At 58.0% G+C, this 14,824-nt stretch carries 19 protein-coding genes and 1 pseudogene; 5 read left to right on the forward strand and 15 right to left on the reverse strand.

The annotated features are described in order from the left end of the window. The first annotated feature begins 431 nt into the window (after positions 1-431). A complete protein-coding gene (locus C814_RS23560; RefSeq protein WP_196809917.1) occupies positions 432-752 on the forward strand; it encodes a hypothetical protein in 321 nt (106 codons plus the stop codon). Here C814_RS23560 and C814_RS11590 read toward each other — a convergent pair. Genes C814_RS11590 through C814_RS11630 form a run of 10 tightly spaced genes read right to left on the reverse strand, consistent with a single transcriptional unit; the run spans position 749 to position 7,932 of the window. Continuing rightward, positions 749-1,792, reverse strand: a complete 1,044-nt coding sequence (locus tag C814_RS11590; protein WP_016318021.1) for a hypothetical protein — start codon at positions 1,790-1,792, stop codon at positions 749-751. The genes C814_RS23560 and C814_RS11590 overlap by 4 nt on opposite strands. Positions 1,793-1,809: 17 nt before the next feature. Then, a complete protein-coding gene (locus C814_RS11595) occupies positions 1,810-2,253 on the reverse strand; it encodes a hypothetical protein (RefSeq protein WP_016318022.1) in 444 nt (147 codons plus the stop codon). Positions 2,254-2,267: 14 nt separating this feature from the next. Beyond that, positions 2,268-2,930: a phage tail protein gene (locus tag C814_RS24105; protein WP_016318023.1), complete on the reverse strand. Its 663-nt coding sequence runs from the start codon at positions 2,928-2,930 to the stop codon at positions 2,268-2,270. Between the two features lie 25 nt (positions 2,931-2,955). Further along, positions 2,956-3,906 carry a phage tail-collar fiber domain-containing protein gene (locus tag C814_RS22230; protein ID WP_016318024.1) on the reverse strand — a complete coding sequence of 317 codons (951 nt, stop codon included), beginning with the start codon at positions 3,904-3,906 and terminating at the stop codon, positions 2,956-2,958. Then, the gene (locus tag C814_RS11605; RefSeq protein WP_016318025.1) at positions 3,906-4,664 is read right to left on the reverse strand and encodes a phage tail protein I; all 759 of its coding nucleotides are present in this window, start codon (positions 4,662-4,664) and stop codon (positions 3,906-3,908) included. Before C814_RS11605 ends, C814_RS22230 begins: the two co-directional genes overlap by 1 nt. After that, positions 4,657-5,823, reverse strand: a complete 1,167-nt coding sequence (locus C814_RS11610; protein ID WP_016318026.1) for a baseplate J/gp47 family protein — start codon at positions 5,821-5,823, stop codon at positions 4,657-4,659. Before C814_RS11610 ends, C814_RS11605 begins: the two co-directional genes overlap by 8 nt. Next, entirely contained in the window at positions 5,801-6,136 is a 336-nt protein-coding gene (locus C814_RS11615) for a GPW/gp25 family protein (protein ID WP_016318027.1), read from the reverse strand. The genes C814_RS11610 and C814_RS11615 overlap by 23 nt, the downstream gene beginning before the upstream one ends. Positions 6,137-6,140: 4 nt before the next feature. Then, positions 6,141-6,542 (reverse strand): phage tail protein, encoded by a 402-nt coding sequence (locus C814_RS11620; RefSeq protein WP_016318028.1) that lies wholly within the window; start codon positions 6,540-6,542, stop codon positions 6,141-6,143. Continuing rightward, on the reverse strand, positions 6,533-6,880 hold the full coding sequence (locus C814_RS11625) for a hypothetical protein (RefSeq protein ID WP_016318029.1): 348 nt from the start codon (positions 6,878-6,880) through the stop codon (positions 6,533-6,535). The genes C814_RS11620 and C814_RS11625 overlap by 10 nt, the downstream gene beginning before the upstream one ends. Next, positions 6,880-7,932, reverse strand: coding sequence for a phage late control D family protein (locus tag C814_RS11630; RefSeq protein ID WP_016318030.1), 1,053 nt, complete (start codon positions 7,930-7,932; stop codon positions 6,880-6,882). The genes C814_RS11625 and C814_RS11630 overlap by 1 nt, the downstream gene beginning before the upstream one ends. Before the next feature lie 96 nt (positions 7,933-8,028). Here C814_RS11630 and C814_RS11635 point away from each other — a divergent pair, with 96 nt between their 5' ends. Both C814_RS11635 and C814_RS11640 read left to right on the forward strand, forming a co-directional pair. Further along, positions 8,029-8,241 carry a type II toxin-antitoxin system HicA family toxin gene (locus tag C814_RS11635; RefSeq protein ID WP_016318031.1) on the forward strand — a complete coding sequence of 71 codons (213 nt, stop codon included), beginning with the start codon at positions 8,029-8,031 and terminating at the stop codon, positions 8,239-8,241. Positions 8,242-8,274: 33 nt separating this feature from the next. Further along, positions 8,275-8,664: a type II toxin-antitoxin system HicB family antitoxin gene (locus C814_RS11640; protein WP_242829003.1), complete on the forward strand. Its 390-nt coding sequence runs from the start codon at positions 8,275-8,277 to the stop codon at positions 8,662-8,664. Positions 8,665-8,692: 28 nt separating this feature from the next. Here the strand turns inward: C814_RS11640 and C814_RS11645 are convergent, their stop codons facing one another. From C814_RS11645 to C814_RS11655, 3 genes are all read right to left on the reverse strand, one after another. Continuing rightward, positions 8,693-8,905 (reverse strand): tail protein X, encoded by a 213-nt coding sequence (locus tag C814_RS11645; protein WP_016318033.1) that lies wholly within the window; start codon positions 8,903-8,905, stop codon positions 8,693-8,695. Next, a complete protein-coding gene (locus C814_RS22235; protein WP_016318034.1) occupies positions 8,902-12,354 on the reverse strand; it encodes a phage tail tape measure protein in 3,453 nt (1,150 codons plus the stop codon). The genes C814_RS11645 and C814_RS22235 overlap by 4 nt, the downstream gene beginning before the upstream one ends. Positions 12,355-12,610: 256 nt before the next feature. Next, positions 12,611-12,931, reverse strand: coding sequence for a hypothetical protein (locus tag C814_RS11655; protein WP_016318035.1), 321 nt, complete (start codon positions 12,929-12,931; stop codon positions 12,611-12,613). 96 nt (positions 12,932-13,027) lie between these two features. On the opposite strand from C814_RS11655, the gene C814_RS11660 reads away from it, so the two are divergent. Both C814_RS11660 and C814_RS11665 read left to right on the forward strand, forming a co-directional pair. Next, positions 13,028-13,207: a type II toxin-antitoxin system HicA family toxin gene (locus C814_RS11660; RefSeq protein WP_016318036.1), complete on the forward strand. Its 180-nt coding sequence runs from the start codon at positions 13,028-13,030 to the stop codon at positions 13,205-13,207. A gap of 41 nt (positions 13,208-13,248) precedes the next feature. After that, positions 13,249-13,638 carry a type II toxin-antitoxin system HicB family antitoxin gene (locus C814_RS11665; RefSeq protein ID WP_016318037.1) on the forward strand — a complete coding sequence of 130 codons (390 nt, stop codon included), beginning with the start codon at positions 13,249-13,251 and terminating at the stop codon, positions 13,636-13,638. 36 nt (positions 13,639-13,674) lie between these two features. Here the strand turns inward: C814_RS11665 and C814_RS11670 are convergent, their stop codons facing one another. After that, positions 13,675-14,196: a phage major tail tube protein gene (locus C814_RS11670; RefSeq protein ID WP_016318038.1), complete on the reverse strand. Its 522-nt coding sequence runs from the start codon at positions 14,194-14,196 to the stop codon at positions 13,675-13,677. A gap of 13 nt (positions 14,197-14,209) precedes the next feature. After that, a pseudogene (locus C814_RS11675) lies at positions 14,210-14,824 on the reverse strand (phage tail protein); the annotation flags it as partial.

Consider the following 14,824-nt stretch of genomic DNA (forward strand, 5'->3'; position numbering starts at 1 on the left):
AATCCGTTCCATAGTCAAATAAGGCGGACAAAAACCGCGCTTTACAGAGCGATCTGTACGCGCAGTATGCCCGAGATGTACAGGCCCCCAATCTGAACATAACACCTGAAATCCTGTTTAACAATCCACCGTTGGATAATATGGCGCTGCTTGACCATAGGGCGAAGGGTTATCCAAAGGCAAATAGGCCCGCAGGCGCTCCGCCAATGTCGTCAACTATGATTGCCCAACATTTTGAAATACTTACCTTCAGGACTGATCGTAACCGAGCGCTACAGGTTGCTACCCAATGTTATACGGGTGATGATAACGGTCGGGTTTTTTTGCGTACACGGCATCGGGACAATAACGATTTTAGTTATACTGGATGGCAGGCGTGGAAAGAGGTCGCAACCTGCGTTTGCGCAGACATGGAATGGAAAGAACTACCTATGACAGATAGGTTTATCTATTGGAATGATGATAAAAGTTTAAGGTTGCAGTACCGGAAGGGATATGATGCTATTTACGTTGCAGGAGTTATTAAGCCTGCGGAGGGAGTAACTTTAGCATATGATGAATTGATTGCAACGCTTCCTGCGGGCTATCGTCCTTCGAGGTTATGGTATCAGCTATGTGCATTAAGTGGCGGAGGCTATTTTTGTAGGATTCGAGTAGATAAAGGTGGGGGTATAGTAATTTCTGGATATGATCCAGATGGAGCAGGCGCGATAAAGAATAGTATTGAAATCTATTTGACAATCCCACTTTAAATTGGAATTGTTAAGTTGACCCACATTCCGACCTTAGCAGATGCCTGGGCACTGGCATTGAGAGAGTTGATGTATATGCGGCCATCCAGATCTATCCTGTACGGCCAAAAAGTTTTATTATTGTCCACACATACTCCTGTCCAATAATGCTGCTTAGGTCTATATCCCTCTGGAAGGTATGCGAATATCTGGTTCTCATCGCTCAAAGCATCTTCTAGTTTGATAATTCCTGTAACATAGGTGATTTTTCCATCTGCGCCCTTCCGGTATCTTAATGCCGCAGCTCCGTCACTGTTTGAATTTGTCCATCCGTTTACCATCGGGAGAGGTTTCCACTCCTTGTCTGCGCAGGCGCAAGTTGCAGCTTGTGTCCAATCGGTACTCCAGACCCTACTCCAAACCCTGCGCATGTAGATGTTTTGACCAGTAAAGCCAAACGCAACCACATTTTTCCTTAACCCATCAGACAGAATAACATAGAAATATTCGCATAGTGTCGGTGGGCGGTCTTCAGCGTTATAAAGAGGGGACTGATTATCTCCAAACGCGATCACGGTACCGCCATCACTCACAGCATTAACCATTTCCAGTACGGTTGTGTAATTCTGGTAATCTCTTTTAGAATCCAAAACCGTTCTGGATTTGTCCGCCTTATTTGACATTTGCGTTGATATAGCATCAAACTGACCAGCATAGGACTGCGTTAAAAATTGCAGATTTTCTCCATCAACGACCGCAACCACCTGCGTTCCCTGCGCAAATGCACCAGCGGGCAGAGCCGTCCCTTCAAGCGTGACCGGGTTCTTACCCAGTCCATTGACGGAGATTGTATCACCCGCAGCCCATCCTGCTGTCGCAGTAAACCGCATAATCGCGCCCTCACCGGTCAGAGTGTGGGCTGTTCCACTTTTGGCATGTACATAGGTGTTCAGGATACCGCTGGATCTTGCAGCATCCATCTCCGCACACAGGCCACCGATGTCCTGATTGTATTTCTCGTTCCAGTCTGGGGTTCCCTTTATCAACGGGCTAAATTCCATATCGTTTCAATCTCCTTTCAGACGTTCAGCAATAATTTGATGTACAGGCTTTCCGCATTCTCAAAGGTCAGCGTATAGATGCGGTCGCTGATCTTATGCAGTGTGGGGTTTCCCAGTCGCGTAAGCTCCCGGATGGTATACACTGTCAGGGTATCGGCATCCGGATAACTCTGGCGGCAGGGGCATTGTACCAGCTCGGAGCCGCCCGCCGGGCCATCCCCCGCCCCGCCCGCGCCTGCGGTATACTCCCCCATGAGCAGCAGCACGTCCGGATAATCGCCCAGATCATGCCGGATTGTAACGAGCGGCCAGTCCGGGACGCTCGCCGCCAGATAATCCGCAAGCGGGACACCGTCCGGCATCAGCACCTGTCCAGCTGTGGTCAGCGGCGCATAGGGCACATCCCTGCCATCCTTACGCTCCCGCAGGACAAACGGGATCAGCCCTGTCCTATCTGCCATCTGCCGCCACCGCCTTACGACACATCGGGCGTGGAGGTGTCAAACCACCAGTCCCCCTCCTGTGCATCCTCCGGGGCGGTGTCGCCGACCGTAATCTTCGCCCGGCCCCTTACCTCATCCATGACCGCCTTAACCGCTTTTGGCGTCGCCGCCGTCGTCTCATCCTCACTGTCGGTGGCGCTGCTCAGCTGCACAATGCCCTTGTCTGTCAGTGTGGCGTCGGGTATCTCCAGATCGTCCCATGTGATGGTAACCGCCCCGGTTTTGCCGTTGACCGAAATCACCGCGCCCCGTGTCGCGCTGTCGATCCAGCCTGCCGGTTCGCCGTCAGCGTCCCAAATCCAGACGGTATCGGTCGATCCAACGACCGCGAAATCTCCGGCATTCGCAGAGGGCAGCGCTTCCCGCAGGGCTTCCGGGGTCGCGTAGTAGCCCTTGTTATGCTCCAGCAGCGACGGGATCAGGGACAGTGGCAGCCGCCCTTCCTCATCCAGCCCCGCGTAGCCGCCGGCTTTGTTTTTGTTGGCTGCATCCTCCTTTGCTTCAAAGGCCGCGATCTGACCGTCCGTCAAAAACCGGTGCTGCGGGTCGGTCTCGACCTGTGCCGCCACCGTTTTGGGATAACGATCCTCCCATTTTCCGTTCACAAATACTTTCTGCGTGTAGTTCTGCGCCATACTTTCATTCCTCCTGCTTTAAACTTTACAGCGCGCCCCAGATTACAGAGGTATCCCCGGGCGGGCCTGCGCTGAATACCATGTTTTTGACCGCAATTACGTCTGCTGGGACGGCGGGAGCACTTCCCCCTTCACCACACAGCAGCCGGAGATATACGGCTTCGAGTTCGTTGCCCTGATACAGAACCACATATTCGGTATGGCTGAGTTGCCGCAACTCCTTGTTGATCCCCGGCCTTGCCGCATCCTTTGTGGTGTAGACGGCCAGCCTGTTTTTGTCGAGACATTCCGCTTTTGCCGGTATCTGCATCAGGCTGGTTCCGCCCGCCGGACCGCTGCCCGCTTCACCCATGCCCGCGCCGTATTGATAGGCAAACGCCAGCACCTGCGGATAAGTCCCCAACCGGTGATCCAAAGTGACCAGCTCGGTCTCCGGATGATCCTCCCGGTTATGTTCCCGGATCACCTGCTTCAGTTCCGCTTCCAGCTCTTCGCGGGTCACATTGTCCACCGACGCGTCCACGACAAACTGCACCGCATCCACATTCGTAAACAGCACATGCAGCCAGAGGGTCAGCTTGGACGCGATCCCGTCCAGGATCAGGGCCTTGGCGGTATCCGGGAAGTTACTGACCACAATCAGGTTCCCCGAATCATCCAACAACCCGACCTCCCGGACAGTAAATCCGCCCACCGTCCCGTCCAGCACGATCTTGACGTCCACCATGTTTGGTGACACGGCGTTGACCTTCTTTTCGGCGATCTCCCCGCGCCACACCTCGTTTTTGATTTCGGTCATGTCGGGTGTGGGGATGTAATAGCTTCCGCCGCCATCCCCGACCACCGCAGTGGTGATGTTGATTTTCGGTCCGTCCAGCGTGTAACCAGCTAGCTTTTGGTTCCCCAGATCGGTGACCATGGTTTTATATTTCCGCTCATCGGTCGTAATGACCACATTCCCGTCTATGTCCGCCATTATGCATCCATCCTTTCCTCGGGGTATAGTTCTACCGTCTGCTGCACAGAGACAAACCCGTCACTTCCGGCCCCGACGGCCAGCTCTGCCTGCTCGGCCAGGGCGGGCCAGATTTCCACCGTCTGCGCAGCCACTGCCGCAACCCCGATCTGATTATTTCCGGCCTCGGCCAGCTCGACCGATACCGGCAGCTCCGGCCAGACCTCCACCGTATGAGCCGCGGTAACGTATGCTCCGGTATGGTTCGTCCCGGAAACCTCTCCCTCAAGGGAGATTCCCTCCAGATGGGAACGCAGATTTTTGTAGTACCAGATCCGGCTCAAAACCCGCCGCTGCCGGTCCTCTGAAACGCCGTCCTGCACCGGCAGGAATAGCCGGAAACAGTAGGGAGACCCGCCATATTCAAACCATTCCTCCACCCAGGCCCCGGGAAAGATGTCCCCCAGAACCGTCTCCACCGCGTATTTCGTCCCCAGCGTCCGATGGACGTTCCAGTTGTCCCGCAGCACCCGACGCTTTTCCTCGAGGGAATATTCGCTGTCCCACCAGTCCACCTTGAAGTCGTATGCCAGGATATCGAGCAGCTTTTCATCCAGCCGGAATACATCCGGATAGATTCGCAGCCGGTCGATCTCCTCCGGCCGCTGTGACAGTATTCCGGCCATGGCGTCGGCCAGCGCAACGACCGACCTGTCCAGCCGCAGGGCGACCGGCAGGGTCTCCAGCAGATTTTCCCGCGTCAGTCCCCGGCTACTCATCCTCACAGCCTCCGTTCAGGACGGACACCCGCTGCACCTGCCCGACCTGCGGGACGGTCATGGTGATCTCGTATTCCTGTGTTCCCAGCGTCATCCGGCCATCCCGCAGCGGCTGAAAGGATGGGGCGCGTAGGTCCACCCGCTTGATCCCGGCCTGCATCAGCAACTGATAAAGCTTGGACGGGTTGATGTCCCGCCCGAGCTTCGCGCTCTGCCATTCGATGTAATCCTGCACCGCCTGTTCCACCAACCCTTGAAGCTCGGCGGAACTGACGGGAGAATCCGCGTGGCTGTACCAGGTCAGGTCGATTTCATAGGGCACGATCTCTGGATCGCCCATCCGCACATGGTCGGTGAACGGCCGCACCCGGTCGGCGCTGCATCGCTCGTATACCGCCTTCTTGATCTCCTCCCCGGCCGGTCTCCCGCCCTTCATCAGGACGTAGAGGTAAACCTCCCCCGGCGACGGGGAATTCGGGACCACGTCCGCGATCCCGGTGGATACCTGCATGGCGTGATAGGCATAGCTCCCGGTGCTACCCGCGGTACTCCATCCGTCCTGGCTCAGCCGCAGCAGGTGGTAGTATTCCTCGTCGGTTGCGGCGTCTGCCCCGCCCTCCGATTCGGTGACATTGCGGCAGACGGTGCAGTAACTGTACAAATCCACAATCGTGTCGATCTGTCCAGGGAGATACCCGTTTCCTGCTGTCCCCGGCGTCTGGCAGACCACCTCAACGTCCACGGACGTTTTCCCGACCGGAATCAGGGCATCTTCTTCTGTCTCCCAAACCAGCGCCCCGCCCGCGTCCGACACCCGCGTCCCCTTGGGAATCAGGATTGGGAACGGCTGCCCTTGGGAGATTTCAAACCGCACACGACATCGGGCGGATTTTGCGCCCGGCCGTTCGTGCTCCAGGAACAGCTCCCCCAGCGCATCAAGGTTTTCCCCCTCCGCCCAGCTCGGAATATTCTGGTTGCCGGTGTAGTTGTTGAGCGCCCGTTCCTGTAGGATCGCCGCCGTATGCCAGCGCAGGAACAGCATCTCAGGGCTGGCCGGTTGGACGGTCATGCCGGTCAGCTTCTCATACGCCGCGAGCGCCTGCGACAGGAGCGCCTGCGCATCCATCGGTACAAACTCATATTCCGGATTCCTGCTCATCGTTAATCTCCACCTCCACTGTTGGGATCAGTTTCCCCGGGTCGGACGGGTCCTCCACAAACTCCACATTCAGGACGGTGACCCGGGGCTCCCACTCCTCAACCGCTTCCCGGATGTCTGAAATCATCATGACCTTTGCAACCGGGATCGGGCGGTCCAGGATACTGGCCGCAATCCCGAAATCCCGGTAGAGCGGCACCGACCCTCTGGGGGTGGACAGCAGCACTGCGATATTTTGCAGGATCGAGGACAGCGTGTCCCTCTCCTGAAACCGGATGTTCCGAAGATCGGTCGCGCTCACAAGATAACTCATCTTTTCACCGCCTCGCATATTCCTGTAGGTTGACGGATACCACAACCACCGACAGGTTCCCGCGCCGGTCGAATGTTTTTGCTTTGACGCTGTGACCGGTAATCACCCAACGGTAGGTCCCATACGCCTTGCTGCCGATGGTCAGCGGCAGGGTTCTGCCCTCGCTCTCATACTTGGCGATTTTGGAGATCTCCCGCGCAGGGGACGCGCCTAACTGGGTAGATAAAGTCATGTCGAAGGAGATCTTGTCCGGGTCCACACCGGTAAACTCCAACAGTCCCCGGCCCAGATGCCGCTGGTGGGCCGCATACCGGGCGGACCCCGACCATTGGAAGTTGTCCAGCGTGCGCACCACTGAGGACGACACGGTAAACGCGATGTCCCCCAGACAGCCGATCATTGCCATGGCTGATACGCCCCCAATACGAAGCCGTGCGCGTTCTCGACCGGCAGGAACAGCGTGACCACCTTATCCCCCACGTTTGGCAGCCATGGCTTGACGATTAGATCGTGCTTGTGCTTCTCAAATTTCGCCGCCCCTTCGCCGTCCGGCCCTTCATACTCGGTCCGCTGCGGCTCGCCATCATAATCCGGGATGTGTGGGTGCGAGTCGAGTACAGCCAGCCAATCGGAGCTCATCTCGTCGCTGCTCTCAAACAGCACACGGGCGGTACGGTTGCCCGGATTCACCGCCGCAACAACGCCCACACGCACCAGATTTTGCAGGACGTTTGTCTCATCCATCAGTATCCCTCCAATACGCTCCGCAGCCGGATCCTGGTTGTGTAGCCTGACCCATCCACCGTATGTACCGCCTGGCTGATGATGTATTTGCAGTCCCAGCCGCCGAACCCCCGAAGCCGCACCGTAACGCCCGCCACCAGCGCGGGATTGCCGACCATCGTAAAGCTGGCGGTCTTGGCGAATTTGTTGTGCAGCCGCAGCATCTTTTCCGCCAGCATTTTCGCCTCCCCCGGGCTGGCCACCCGCGCGGCAACCTCCAGCTGCTGCCCATTTTTGACCTTGTCATCAGTGGCAATCCCGGTGATGCACTGGCCCTTTGCGGGATTCTCGTACCGCACCCGGCAGGATGCATACTGCGTATCCGCCGTACCCGTCCCGATCTGATACCGGGTATAGGACCCGTCCCCGCGCCGGATGGTCAGAATCTCGTTCTTGGCTTCATATTCCGCCTGATCGAAGAGCACGAGAATCTTGTTGGTTGCCTTGAGGGAGATGCCCGCTTCATGGCAGAGCCTGCGCAGCAGGGCAATATCGCTTGTCCTGATCTGCTCCACCCGGGCATAATACGGATTGACAGACGATTCGTACATACAGATCATCCCGCTGTTTGCGGCCATCTCATTGGCAATTCCGGACAGAGTGTACCCTTCCCACGCCTTTGACTTTTTTGTCTGGCGGATTGCGGCGTGGAAGGGCAGCGAGGTCGCCTTGATGGTGATCTGGTTCGGTGGGCCGGACGCGTCCACCGAATCCAGTTCGAACGTCCCGAACGGCAGCAGGACGTCCTTGCCGTTGCTGTGCTGGTTCTCCCGCAGAAGCACCGCTTCGATTGACAGCTTTTCCGCCGCTGCCGCCTCGATCGCGTCCATCAGCCACTGTTCGGTCCATATCCGTCCCCGGTCCTGGAGGGTAATCTGAAGATCGTCGGTCTCGTCCTCCTCGTTGTCGGTATAGGAGACCGACAGCAGATACGGTCGAATAGACTTGGTGATGTCCACCCCGTCAAAGGCAATCTCCGCCACCGTCCGGCGGGCCATATTCCGATTGCTCATTGCTGCCTCCCTTTCTTTTTATTGTGTAAAATTATGTATTTTAATCTTGACAAAATGTGTAATATTGTGTATAATATAATTGTCAGGAGGGAAACTATGAACCCACGAAAAGAAACGATCCGGCTTCTGGAAGCACACGGGTTTCTCCTCGCCCGGCATGGAGGAAATCACGATATCTACTTCCATCCCGAAACCAGGCTTACGATCCCTGTGAAGCGACACGATTTTGACGAGGACGACATGAGATACATCCTCAAGGAAGCGAAGATCGACAAAAACCAGATGGGAAAGCGGAAGGGAAAGAAATGACCCTTCCCCTTTTCCGAGCCAACAAGGAGGCATATGATGCATTACACCTATACTGCGGTCATTACGCCCGGAGAGGGCAAGTACTATGCCTGCGTACCCGACATTCCCGGCTGCATCACCACCGGCCGGGACATTGAGGACGCGGTCAGCCAGATCACCGATGCTTTGAGCGGGTGTCTGGTGGTGTGGGAGGATCAGAACCTTCCCATCCCATCGGCTACTCCGCAGCCTGGGGTTTCCCACGGCCAGGACGATATTCTGACGCTGGTCAGCGTTGATACGATTGCCTACCGGGCACAGACCGACACCCGCGCGGTGCGAAAAAATGTATCCATCCCCGCATGGATGGCCGCTATGGCTGAGCGGAAGGGGATCAACTGTTCTAAAGTCCTACAGGACGCCCTCATCCAGCAGTTCTCCTGACAACCCGCCCCGTAAACCCGGGGCGGGTTCATTTTTTCTGTTTCCAAGGCGGAAGTCCGCCGCTTGCCCGCTGCGGGATATCCGGAATCACAAGCCTTACTCCTGCCGGAAAGATGTAAGCCCCCAGCAGAGTATGCCTCATGTTGGCGCGCATCAGCAGCCCGGTATGATCGGTGCTGCCCATCTGGTCCTGCGCGATGCTGTCCCACATGTCTCCCTGAGTTGTCACATAGTATTTCATGCCATCCGCCGCCTTTCCCGATCCGCCAGCATACCCGACACGACATCCTGTACCCGCTGGGCAAAATCGTCCCCGAATTCCTGCAATGACGCCACCGTTTCGGGCGTCGCGTTCCCCTGAATGTTGAAGGAAACCTGGATACTCACCGGAGAGTTGTCTGCGCCGCCAACCGGCGCAACCAGTGCGGAGAGGGCGGGCTGTGCCCGCATGGACGCGGTCTGTCCCGCATCCATGACCTTTTCCCCACCGTTGAACCAGACCAGCTCCGGCCCCTCCTCGCCGACCAGTGCAAAGCCAGGTTCGGCGCTCTGGGTGCCGGATGCGTAGGCATTTTGCGGAGCAACTGACACACTGCCCCCGCCGCCGGAAAGCGCGGCAGCGGCAGCGGAACCCAGCCGCCCGTACGCTTCCCGCACCTGCGGCAGCATCCCTTCCGCCGCGTCCAGATACCCCTGAATGGTCGCCTGCCCGCTTTTGAGGGCTTCGTCCCCCAGATCCATGGCGGAGATCTGCTCCGTCAGACGATTCTGGATTGCGTCCATCTCGCTGCTGAATCCGGTTTGCAGGTCCGCGATACTCTGCGCTGCTTCCGACTGTGCATCCTGAAGCGCCTGCCACTGCTCCGCCATTTCCACCAATGTATCGGTATCGCCCGCATTGACCGCATCTGCCAGCCCCGCAATCGCGTTGACACTGTCGGCGCTCCCGTCCGCAAAGCTGGCCAGCATCGCTCCCAGCCCTTCAATCTCCGAAGTCTTGTCCAGGAGCAGGTCCATGTTGGCCGCATAATCTTCCCAATATTGCCGCTGTCCCTCAATGTTGGAGGCCATGTTGGCCGCGCTGGTCGCGGATACAGCGGCGGATTTGTCCCAGACCGCATACTGTCCCTCTACCGATTCCAGCGCCGCGGCATAGGATTCGTTGTAGGCGTCCACCAGCAGCTGCACATGGCTGGCTGTATTGTCGATCACGCCGGTCAGGAGGTTGATCTGGCCTGCCGCCTCCTGCGACACTCCGGCCTGCTCGGCCAGAACCGCGTTGTAATCCCGGAGCGCATCCTGTGCGGACAGCGCTGCGGTCTCCCCCTGCTCAATCGCGATATTCAGATTTTTCAGGGTATTTTGGGTCTGTTTCTGTTCGAGCTTCAGCTCTTTCAGGCGTTCCGCCTGCTCATAATATTCCGCTGTCAGGTCTGTCCCGTTGCGGCTCGCTTCCCACGAAAGCTCTTTCAGCCGCTCTTCCAGCGGCTCCCGCTGTTTCTCGATCTCCGTGAGCCGGATTTCCGCAGCGGTCCGGTCCAGCTTGTTTTTAGCCAGCTCTTGTTCTGCCGCCGCCTGCTTGGACAGCAGGTCGGTCAGCTTATCTGCCCGGGCCTGCTCCTCCGCGTTTTTCTGCATGGCTGCGATCGACGCTTCCAGTGCGGCGGTGCCGCCCTCGATCGAGTTGGTGGTCAGGTCGATCTGGCCGGCCAGCTCGGGCATGACCTGTGTCAGCAGGGTCAGCGTGTTTCGGTAATCCTCATTTCCGGCCACATTGCCGCCCGTCGCGGCTTCGATCTCCTTCAGCCGGGAAATATACAGATTGGCGGTGTCGATGCCCGCCTGTGTTTCGGTGGCAACCAGCCCGATCGAAAGGCCCGCCTGCTGTGCCGCCTCGCCCAGATCGCTCGCCGCCCGGGTCAGTTCCTCTACCTCCGGTACGCCTTCATGCGCCCGCTGGTACATCCCGTAGATCGCCCCGCCCAGAGCGCCGACCGCAGCGCCTACCCCGAGGATAATACCTGCGGGGCCGGTGAACATCGCCGCAAGATCGAGCGCCTTAGCCACCTTGGTAACAGCCGTATAGGCGGTTATCCCGGCGGTCAGGGCAGCGACCGAACCGACCACGCCGGTGACCGCGCCCACCACGCCCGGAGAATCCTGCACAAACTGGTCTGCCCCAGCGAACACCTCGGTCCCAACCTTGTACAGATCTCGCATAGCCGGGGTGAACTGCTCCCCGACCGAGGTTTTCAGCGCGTCCCATGCGGACTTCATCAGGACCAGCTGTCCATTCATGTTGTCCAGCTTGATTTCAGCCATCCGCTGCGCGGCCCCGGCGCTGCCGTAGATGCTCTGGGTCAGGCTGTCCACGTCCGCCTGACTGGCGTTGATGATTGCCAGCATCCCGGACATGGCCTCCTTGCCAAAGATGGTGCTTGCCGCCGCTGTCTGCTCCGCCTCGCTCAGCTCCGAGAAGGAGGAGCGCAGGCTGTCGGTCAGCTGTGCCAACGACTTCATGGTCCCGTCCGCGTTGGTCATCGAGATGCCAAGCCGCTCCATCTCCCCGGCCTGCTTTTTGGTCGGGGCGGACAGGTTTGCCAGCGCTGTTTTTAAGGTGGTACCCGCCTGGCTGCCCTTGATGCCGCTGTTGGCCATGAGACCCAGCGCCACCGCCGCGTCCTGTGCCGAATATCCCAACGTCCCACACAAGGGGGCCGCGTACTTGAACGATTCCCCCAGCATCGAGACGTTGGTGTTGGATTTGGTGGCAGCCGCAGCCAAAATATCCACGAAGCGGTTGGTATCCTGCGCGGTCATCCCGAAGGCGGTGAGGGCGTCGGTCACGATGTCGGACACCGTCCCGAGCTCTTCTCCCGAAGCCGCCGCCAGCTGCATGACCCCATTAAGGCCGGCTGTCATGGATGCGGCGTCCCATCCGGCCATGCTCATATACTGCATGGCTTCGGATGCTTCCTGTGCGGTGAATTTCGTAGCCGCGCCCATCTCCTTGGCTTTTGCGGTCAGAGACTCCATCTCGTTGGCGGTCGCTCCGGAAAGCGCCTCCACTGTGGACATGGAGGACTGAAAATCCCCGGCGATGGTGATGCAGTCCATGTATGCGCCGCCGATTTCGTGCAGCGCGGCGGCGACCCCGGCGGCTGCAATAGCGCTCTGCACCGCCCCGAACGACTGGGCGGTCTTTTCCCCGAAGGTCAGCGCGCCCTTGGCTGCTTGCTCCTGTTGGGCGGTCAGCTCCGCAAGCTGGGCGGACAGCCTGGTCTGCGCTTCCCCCAGATCATCTGTACTGATCTCCGCGCCTTTGAGCGCTTCAGCGGTCGCGCCCAGCTTCTGTTTCTGCCGGGTCAGGGCGTCCTCGGCGTTTTTGATCCGCTGTTCCAGCTTGAGCTTTTCCCGGCTGAGGGATGCGGTGGACCCAGTGGTTTCGTCGATCTCGGTTTGCAGCAGCGCGTACTGCTTTTTCAGGTTGACCAGCTTGTCCTCGGTCGCGGCAATCGCGCCCTGCTGCTTCTGGTACGCCGCAACATTGGACTGGGCCTTGTGCAGCTCCGCAATCTCGCCGCCCAGCTTTGCAAACTCGGCCTGCGCCTTGGTGAACGTGCCGTGAAAGCCGCTGTTCATCTGGGCATTCAGGATAAAATCAATCTCGTTAAGCTTTCTGCCCACCATCAGCCGGTTTCCCTCCGCTCTGCTATTACAGCGTTATTCGCCTCGATCCACTTCCCCAGCTCCCACAGGGGGCAGTCCAGCCACCTGAAAACATCTGTGTGGTTATTCTGCGCCAGCACCAGGCATTCCCGCCGGAGGTTCAGGATACCCCCGACGCGATTAAGAAAAAACGCGCCTGGCTGCAAATTTTTAAAAAGTCCGCGATGGGCAGCGCCTCCAGCATCCCGGCACTGATCCGCTGGCCAACCTGCCCGCGTCAGGTGCACGCCCGTACAGCCATCCCCGCCAGATAATCCTCCGACCAGAGCGCGTTGACCAGCGTTTTCTGCTTTTTCGCCAGCTCGGTCTCGATGGCAAGGCTGTCCTGGCCGGTGAGGATGGTCCAGTCAAACTCGAGCACCTCGAAGGTCGTCCCCTCATAACTGAGCGGCTTTGTAAGAGGGTGCTTATAGGTCTCGAAGTTAATTCCGGCATCCTTCATCTCCTGCGCGATTTTGGACACCCTCGCCGCCTGGTCCACCGCCTTTTGTACGCTGGCGATCGCGCCCTGAAACTTCGGTTTGGTTTCTGGAGTCATTGAAATCTCTCCTTTAAAAAATATGTGTTGATACGTGTTTTTTCTATTGACACACGTGCTTGCACGTGCTATAATAGAATCAGGAGGTGAGGAAAGATGAAACGCAAGGACATCGACAAGGCGTTGAAAAAAGCCGGCTGGATCATCTCCCACGGCGGCAGTCACGACCTTGCCACCCACCCCCAGAAGCCGGGGATCAAGATTGCGATCCCCCGACATAAAGAAGTCCCTGAATTTACAGCACGGGGAATTCTGGAGGATGCAGGGCTGAAATAAGCCCTGCACCTCTTCTCAAAAATTTTTAGGAGGTGTATCTCGTGAAATACGCATATCCTGCAATTTTCACCCCGATTGAAGATGGAATGTTTGACGTAAAGGTTCCCGATCTTCCCGGATGTCGTACTTTCGGTACAAATCTGGCCGATGCGGTCTTTATGGCCGAGGATGCTGCATCCATGTGGCTATGGGATGCCGAGAACAAGAAGGAACCTATTCCCGCCGCTACAGAAGTCCCTCAGGTGGAAAGCCCGCAGTTTGTCAGTATTGTTGCAGCGGATACGGACGAATACCGTCGAAGGAATGATTCCCGCGCCGTTAAAAAAACCCTTACGCTGCCCAGTTGGCTGAACGCCCGGGCGGAACAGGCGGGCGTCAACTTCTCGCAGGTCTTGCAGGAAGCCCTGAAAGAACGTCTCGGCGTCCAATAACCCCTTTACAGCCTCCCTTGCCGGGGAGGCTGTTTTTTATGCCTTGCCCAGCGCCCGGCGCACATCCGCCATGTAATCAACGTCCCCGATGATACACCGCATGTTGCGTTTGTCGATCTCCCACAGCCGCTTTCCCTTGCGGTATGCGGCATAGTAATAGACCTCAAACTCCCCGGACACATCTGCGGCCGACATGGGCGCGACCGTCCCCGGCGCGATGCTCTTGGTCTGTACCAGCATGACGTATTTTTCCGCCCACATACCCGACTCCGCCTTCTCGACCTCCCAGAACTCCTCTGCTACCCGCAGGTCGAGCAGATGCTGTCTAGGGGCCGCAAGGCTCGCGGCGGCCTGCGTCACGGTCAGGAAGTTGATGGTCGCGCTCATGGCGTCCACCATGCCGATCAGGGGCACGTTCATATTGCCCATCATCCCCGCGCCGCTGATGGACACGGTCGGATAGGCGATGGTGGGCAGCTGTACCTTGGCAACCCCCAACAGGTTCACACTGTCCTCATAGACTTCCAGATTGATATAGGCTGCTGCCTGCTGACTCATTTACCGTCCCTCCTTATTCGGATAGTGCGGCCTGCACATAGTCCGGGTCATATTCCAGCGTGAAGTCGATCTCCTGCGCCGGGCTGGGCGGCGTGATGTAGATATGGATCCGCAGGATCCCCGCCATGAGATCCAGCAGCGGGTTTTCCTCCGCGAGCATCTCCGCCCGCGCTCCAAGCAGCCGTTCCGCGCTGACCAGCCCTGCCAGCCAGAGGTTGCAGGTATCCAGGATGCTGTCAATCAGCCTCCGGGTCATGGGCTTATCCAGCTTGGACCAGAAGGTTCGGATGAGGGTATTGCCCACCCAGTCGAACACCCGGGAAACCGGGATGAAATAATCCTTGACGTCGGTGTTCGCGGGGTAGCAGCCCACATAGTTGCCCTTGGCCACCCAGCCCATACTCATGAAGTTGAGAGCGGTCACGATCCCGTAGCTTCCGGCAATCAGCTGCACCTGTTCCCAGGTCAGGTTGATTTCGGTCCCGTCCGCCAGGCAGCAGCCGTCGATCTTGAGCGCCTTGTTGGAGGGCGACTCATACGGGCACCCGGCGTTCTCGGTGTCCACCTTGGCCATTAGGCCCGCCATCTGGGTGGACAGATGGAACCGGTAATCTCCCAGCTTGACCAT

Source organism: Anaerotruncus sp. G3(2012) (assembly GCF_000403395.2).
In the GTDB taxonomy this organism is placed as follows: domain Bacteria; phylum Bacillota; class Clostridia; order Oscillospirales; family Ruminococcaceae; genus Anaerotruncus.

Coding starts and splice junctions, on each gene's coding strand:
- C814_RS23560 (WP_196809917.1), top strand. CDS start 432: ATGACAGATAGGTTTATCTATTGGAATGATGATAAAAGTTTAAGGTTG.
- C814_RS11590 (WP_016318021.1), bottom strand. CDS start 1,792: ATGGAATTTAGCCCGTTGATAAAGGGAACCCCAGACTGGAACGAGAAA.
- C814_RS11595 (WP_016318022.1), bottom strand. CDS start 2,253: ATGGCAGATAGGACAGGGCTGATCCCGTTTGTCCTGCGGGAGCGTAAG.
- C814_RS24105 (WP_016318023.1), bottom strand. CDS start 2,930: ATGGCGCAGAACTACACGCAGAAAGTATTTGTGAACGGAAAATGGGAG.
- C814_RS22230 (WP_016318024.1), bottom strand. CDS start 3,906: ATGGCGGACATAGACGGGAATGTGGTCATTACGACCGATGAGCGGAAA.
- C814_RS11605 (WP_016318025.1), bottom strand. CDS start 4,664: ATGAGTAGCCGGGGACTGACGCGGGAAAATCTGCTGGAGACCCTGCCG.
- C814_RS11610 (WP_016318026.1), bottom strand. CDS start 5,823: ATGAGCAGGAATCCGGAATATGAGTTTGTACCGATGGATGCGCAGGCG.
- C814_RS11615 (WP_016318027.1), bottom strand. CDS start 6,136: ATGAGTTATCTTGTGAGCGCGACCGATCTTCGGAACATCCGGTTTCAG.
- C814_RS11620 (WP_016318028.1), bottom strand. CDS start 6,542: ATGGCAATGATCGGCTGTCTGGGGGACATCGCGTTTACCGTGTCGTCC.
- C814_RS11625 (WP_016318029.1), bottom strand. CDS start 6,880: ATGGATGAGACAAACGTCCTGCAAAATCTGGTGCGTGTGGGCGTTGTT.
- C814_RS11630 (WP_016318030.1), bottom strand. CDS start 7,932: ATGAGCAATCGGAATATGGCCCGCCGGACGGTGGCGGAGATTGCCTTT.
- C814_RS11635 (WP_016318031.1), top strand. CDS start 8,029: ATGAACCCACGAAAAGAAACGATCCGGCTTCTGGAAGCACACGGGTTT.
- C814_RS11640 (WP_242829003.1), top strand. CDS start 8,275: ATGATGCATTACACCTATACTGCGGTCATTACGCCCGGAGAGGGCAAG.
- C814_RS11645 (WP_016318033.1), bottom strand. CDS start 8,905: ATGAAATACTATGTGACAACTCAGGGAGACATGTGGGACAGCATCGCG.
- C814_RS22235 (WP_016318034.1), bottom strand. CDS start 12,354: ATGGTGGGCAGAAAGCTTAACGAGATTGATTTTATCCTGAATGCCCAG.
- C814_RS11655 (WP_016318035.1), bottom strand. CDS start 12,931: ATGACTCCAGAAACCAAACCGAAGTTTCAGGGCGCGATCGCCAGCGTA.
- C814_RS11660 (WP_016318036.1), top strand. CDS start 13,028: ATGAAACGCAAGGACATCGACAAGGCGTTGAAAAAAGCCGGCTGGATC.
- C814_RS11670 (WP_016318038.1), bottom strand. CDS start 14,196: ATGAGTCAGCAGGCAGCAGCCTATATCAATCTGGAAGTCTATGAGGAC.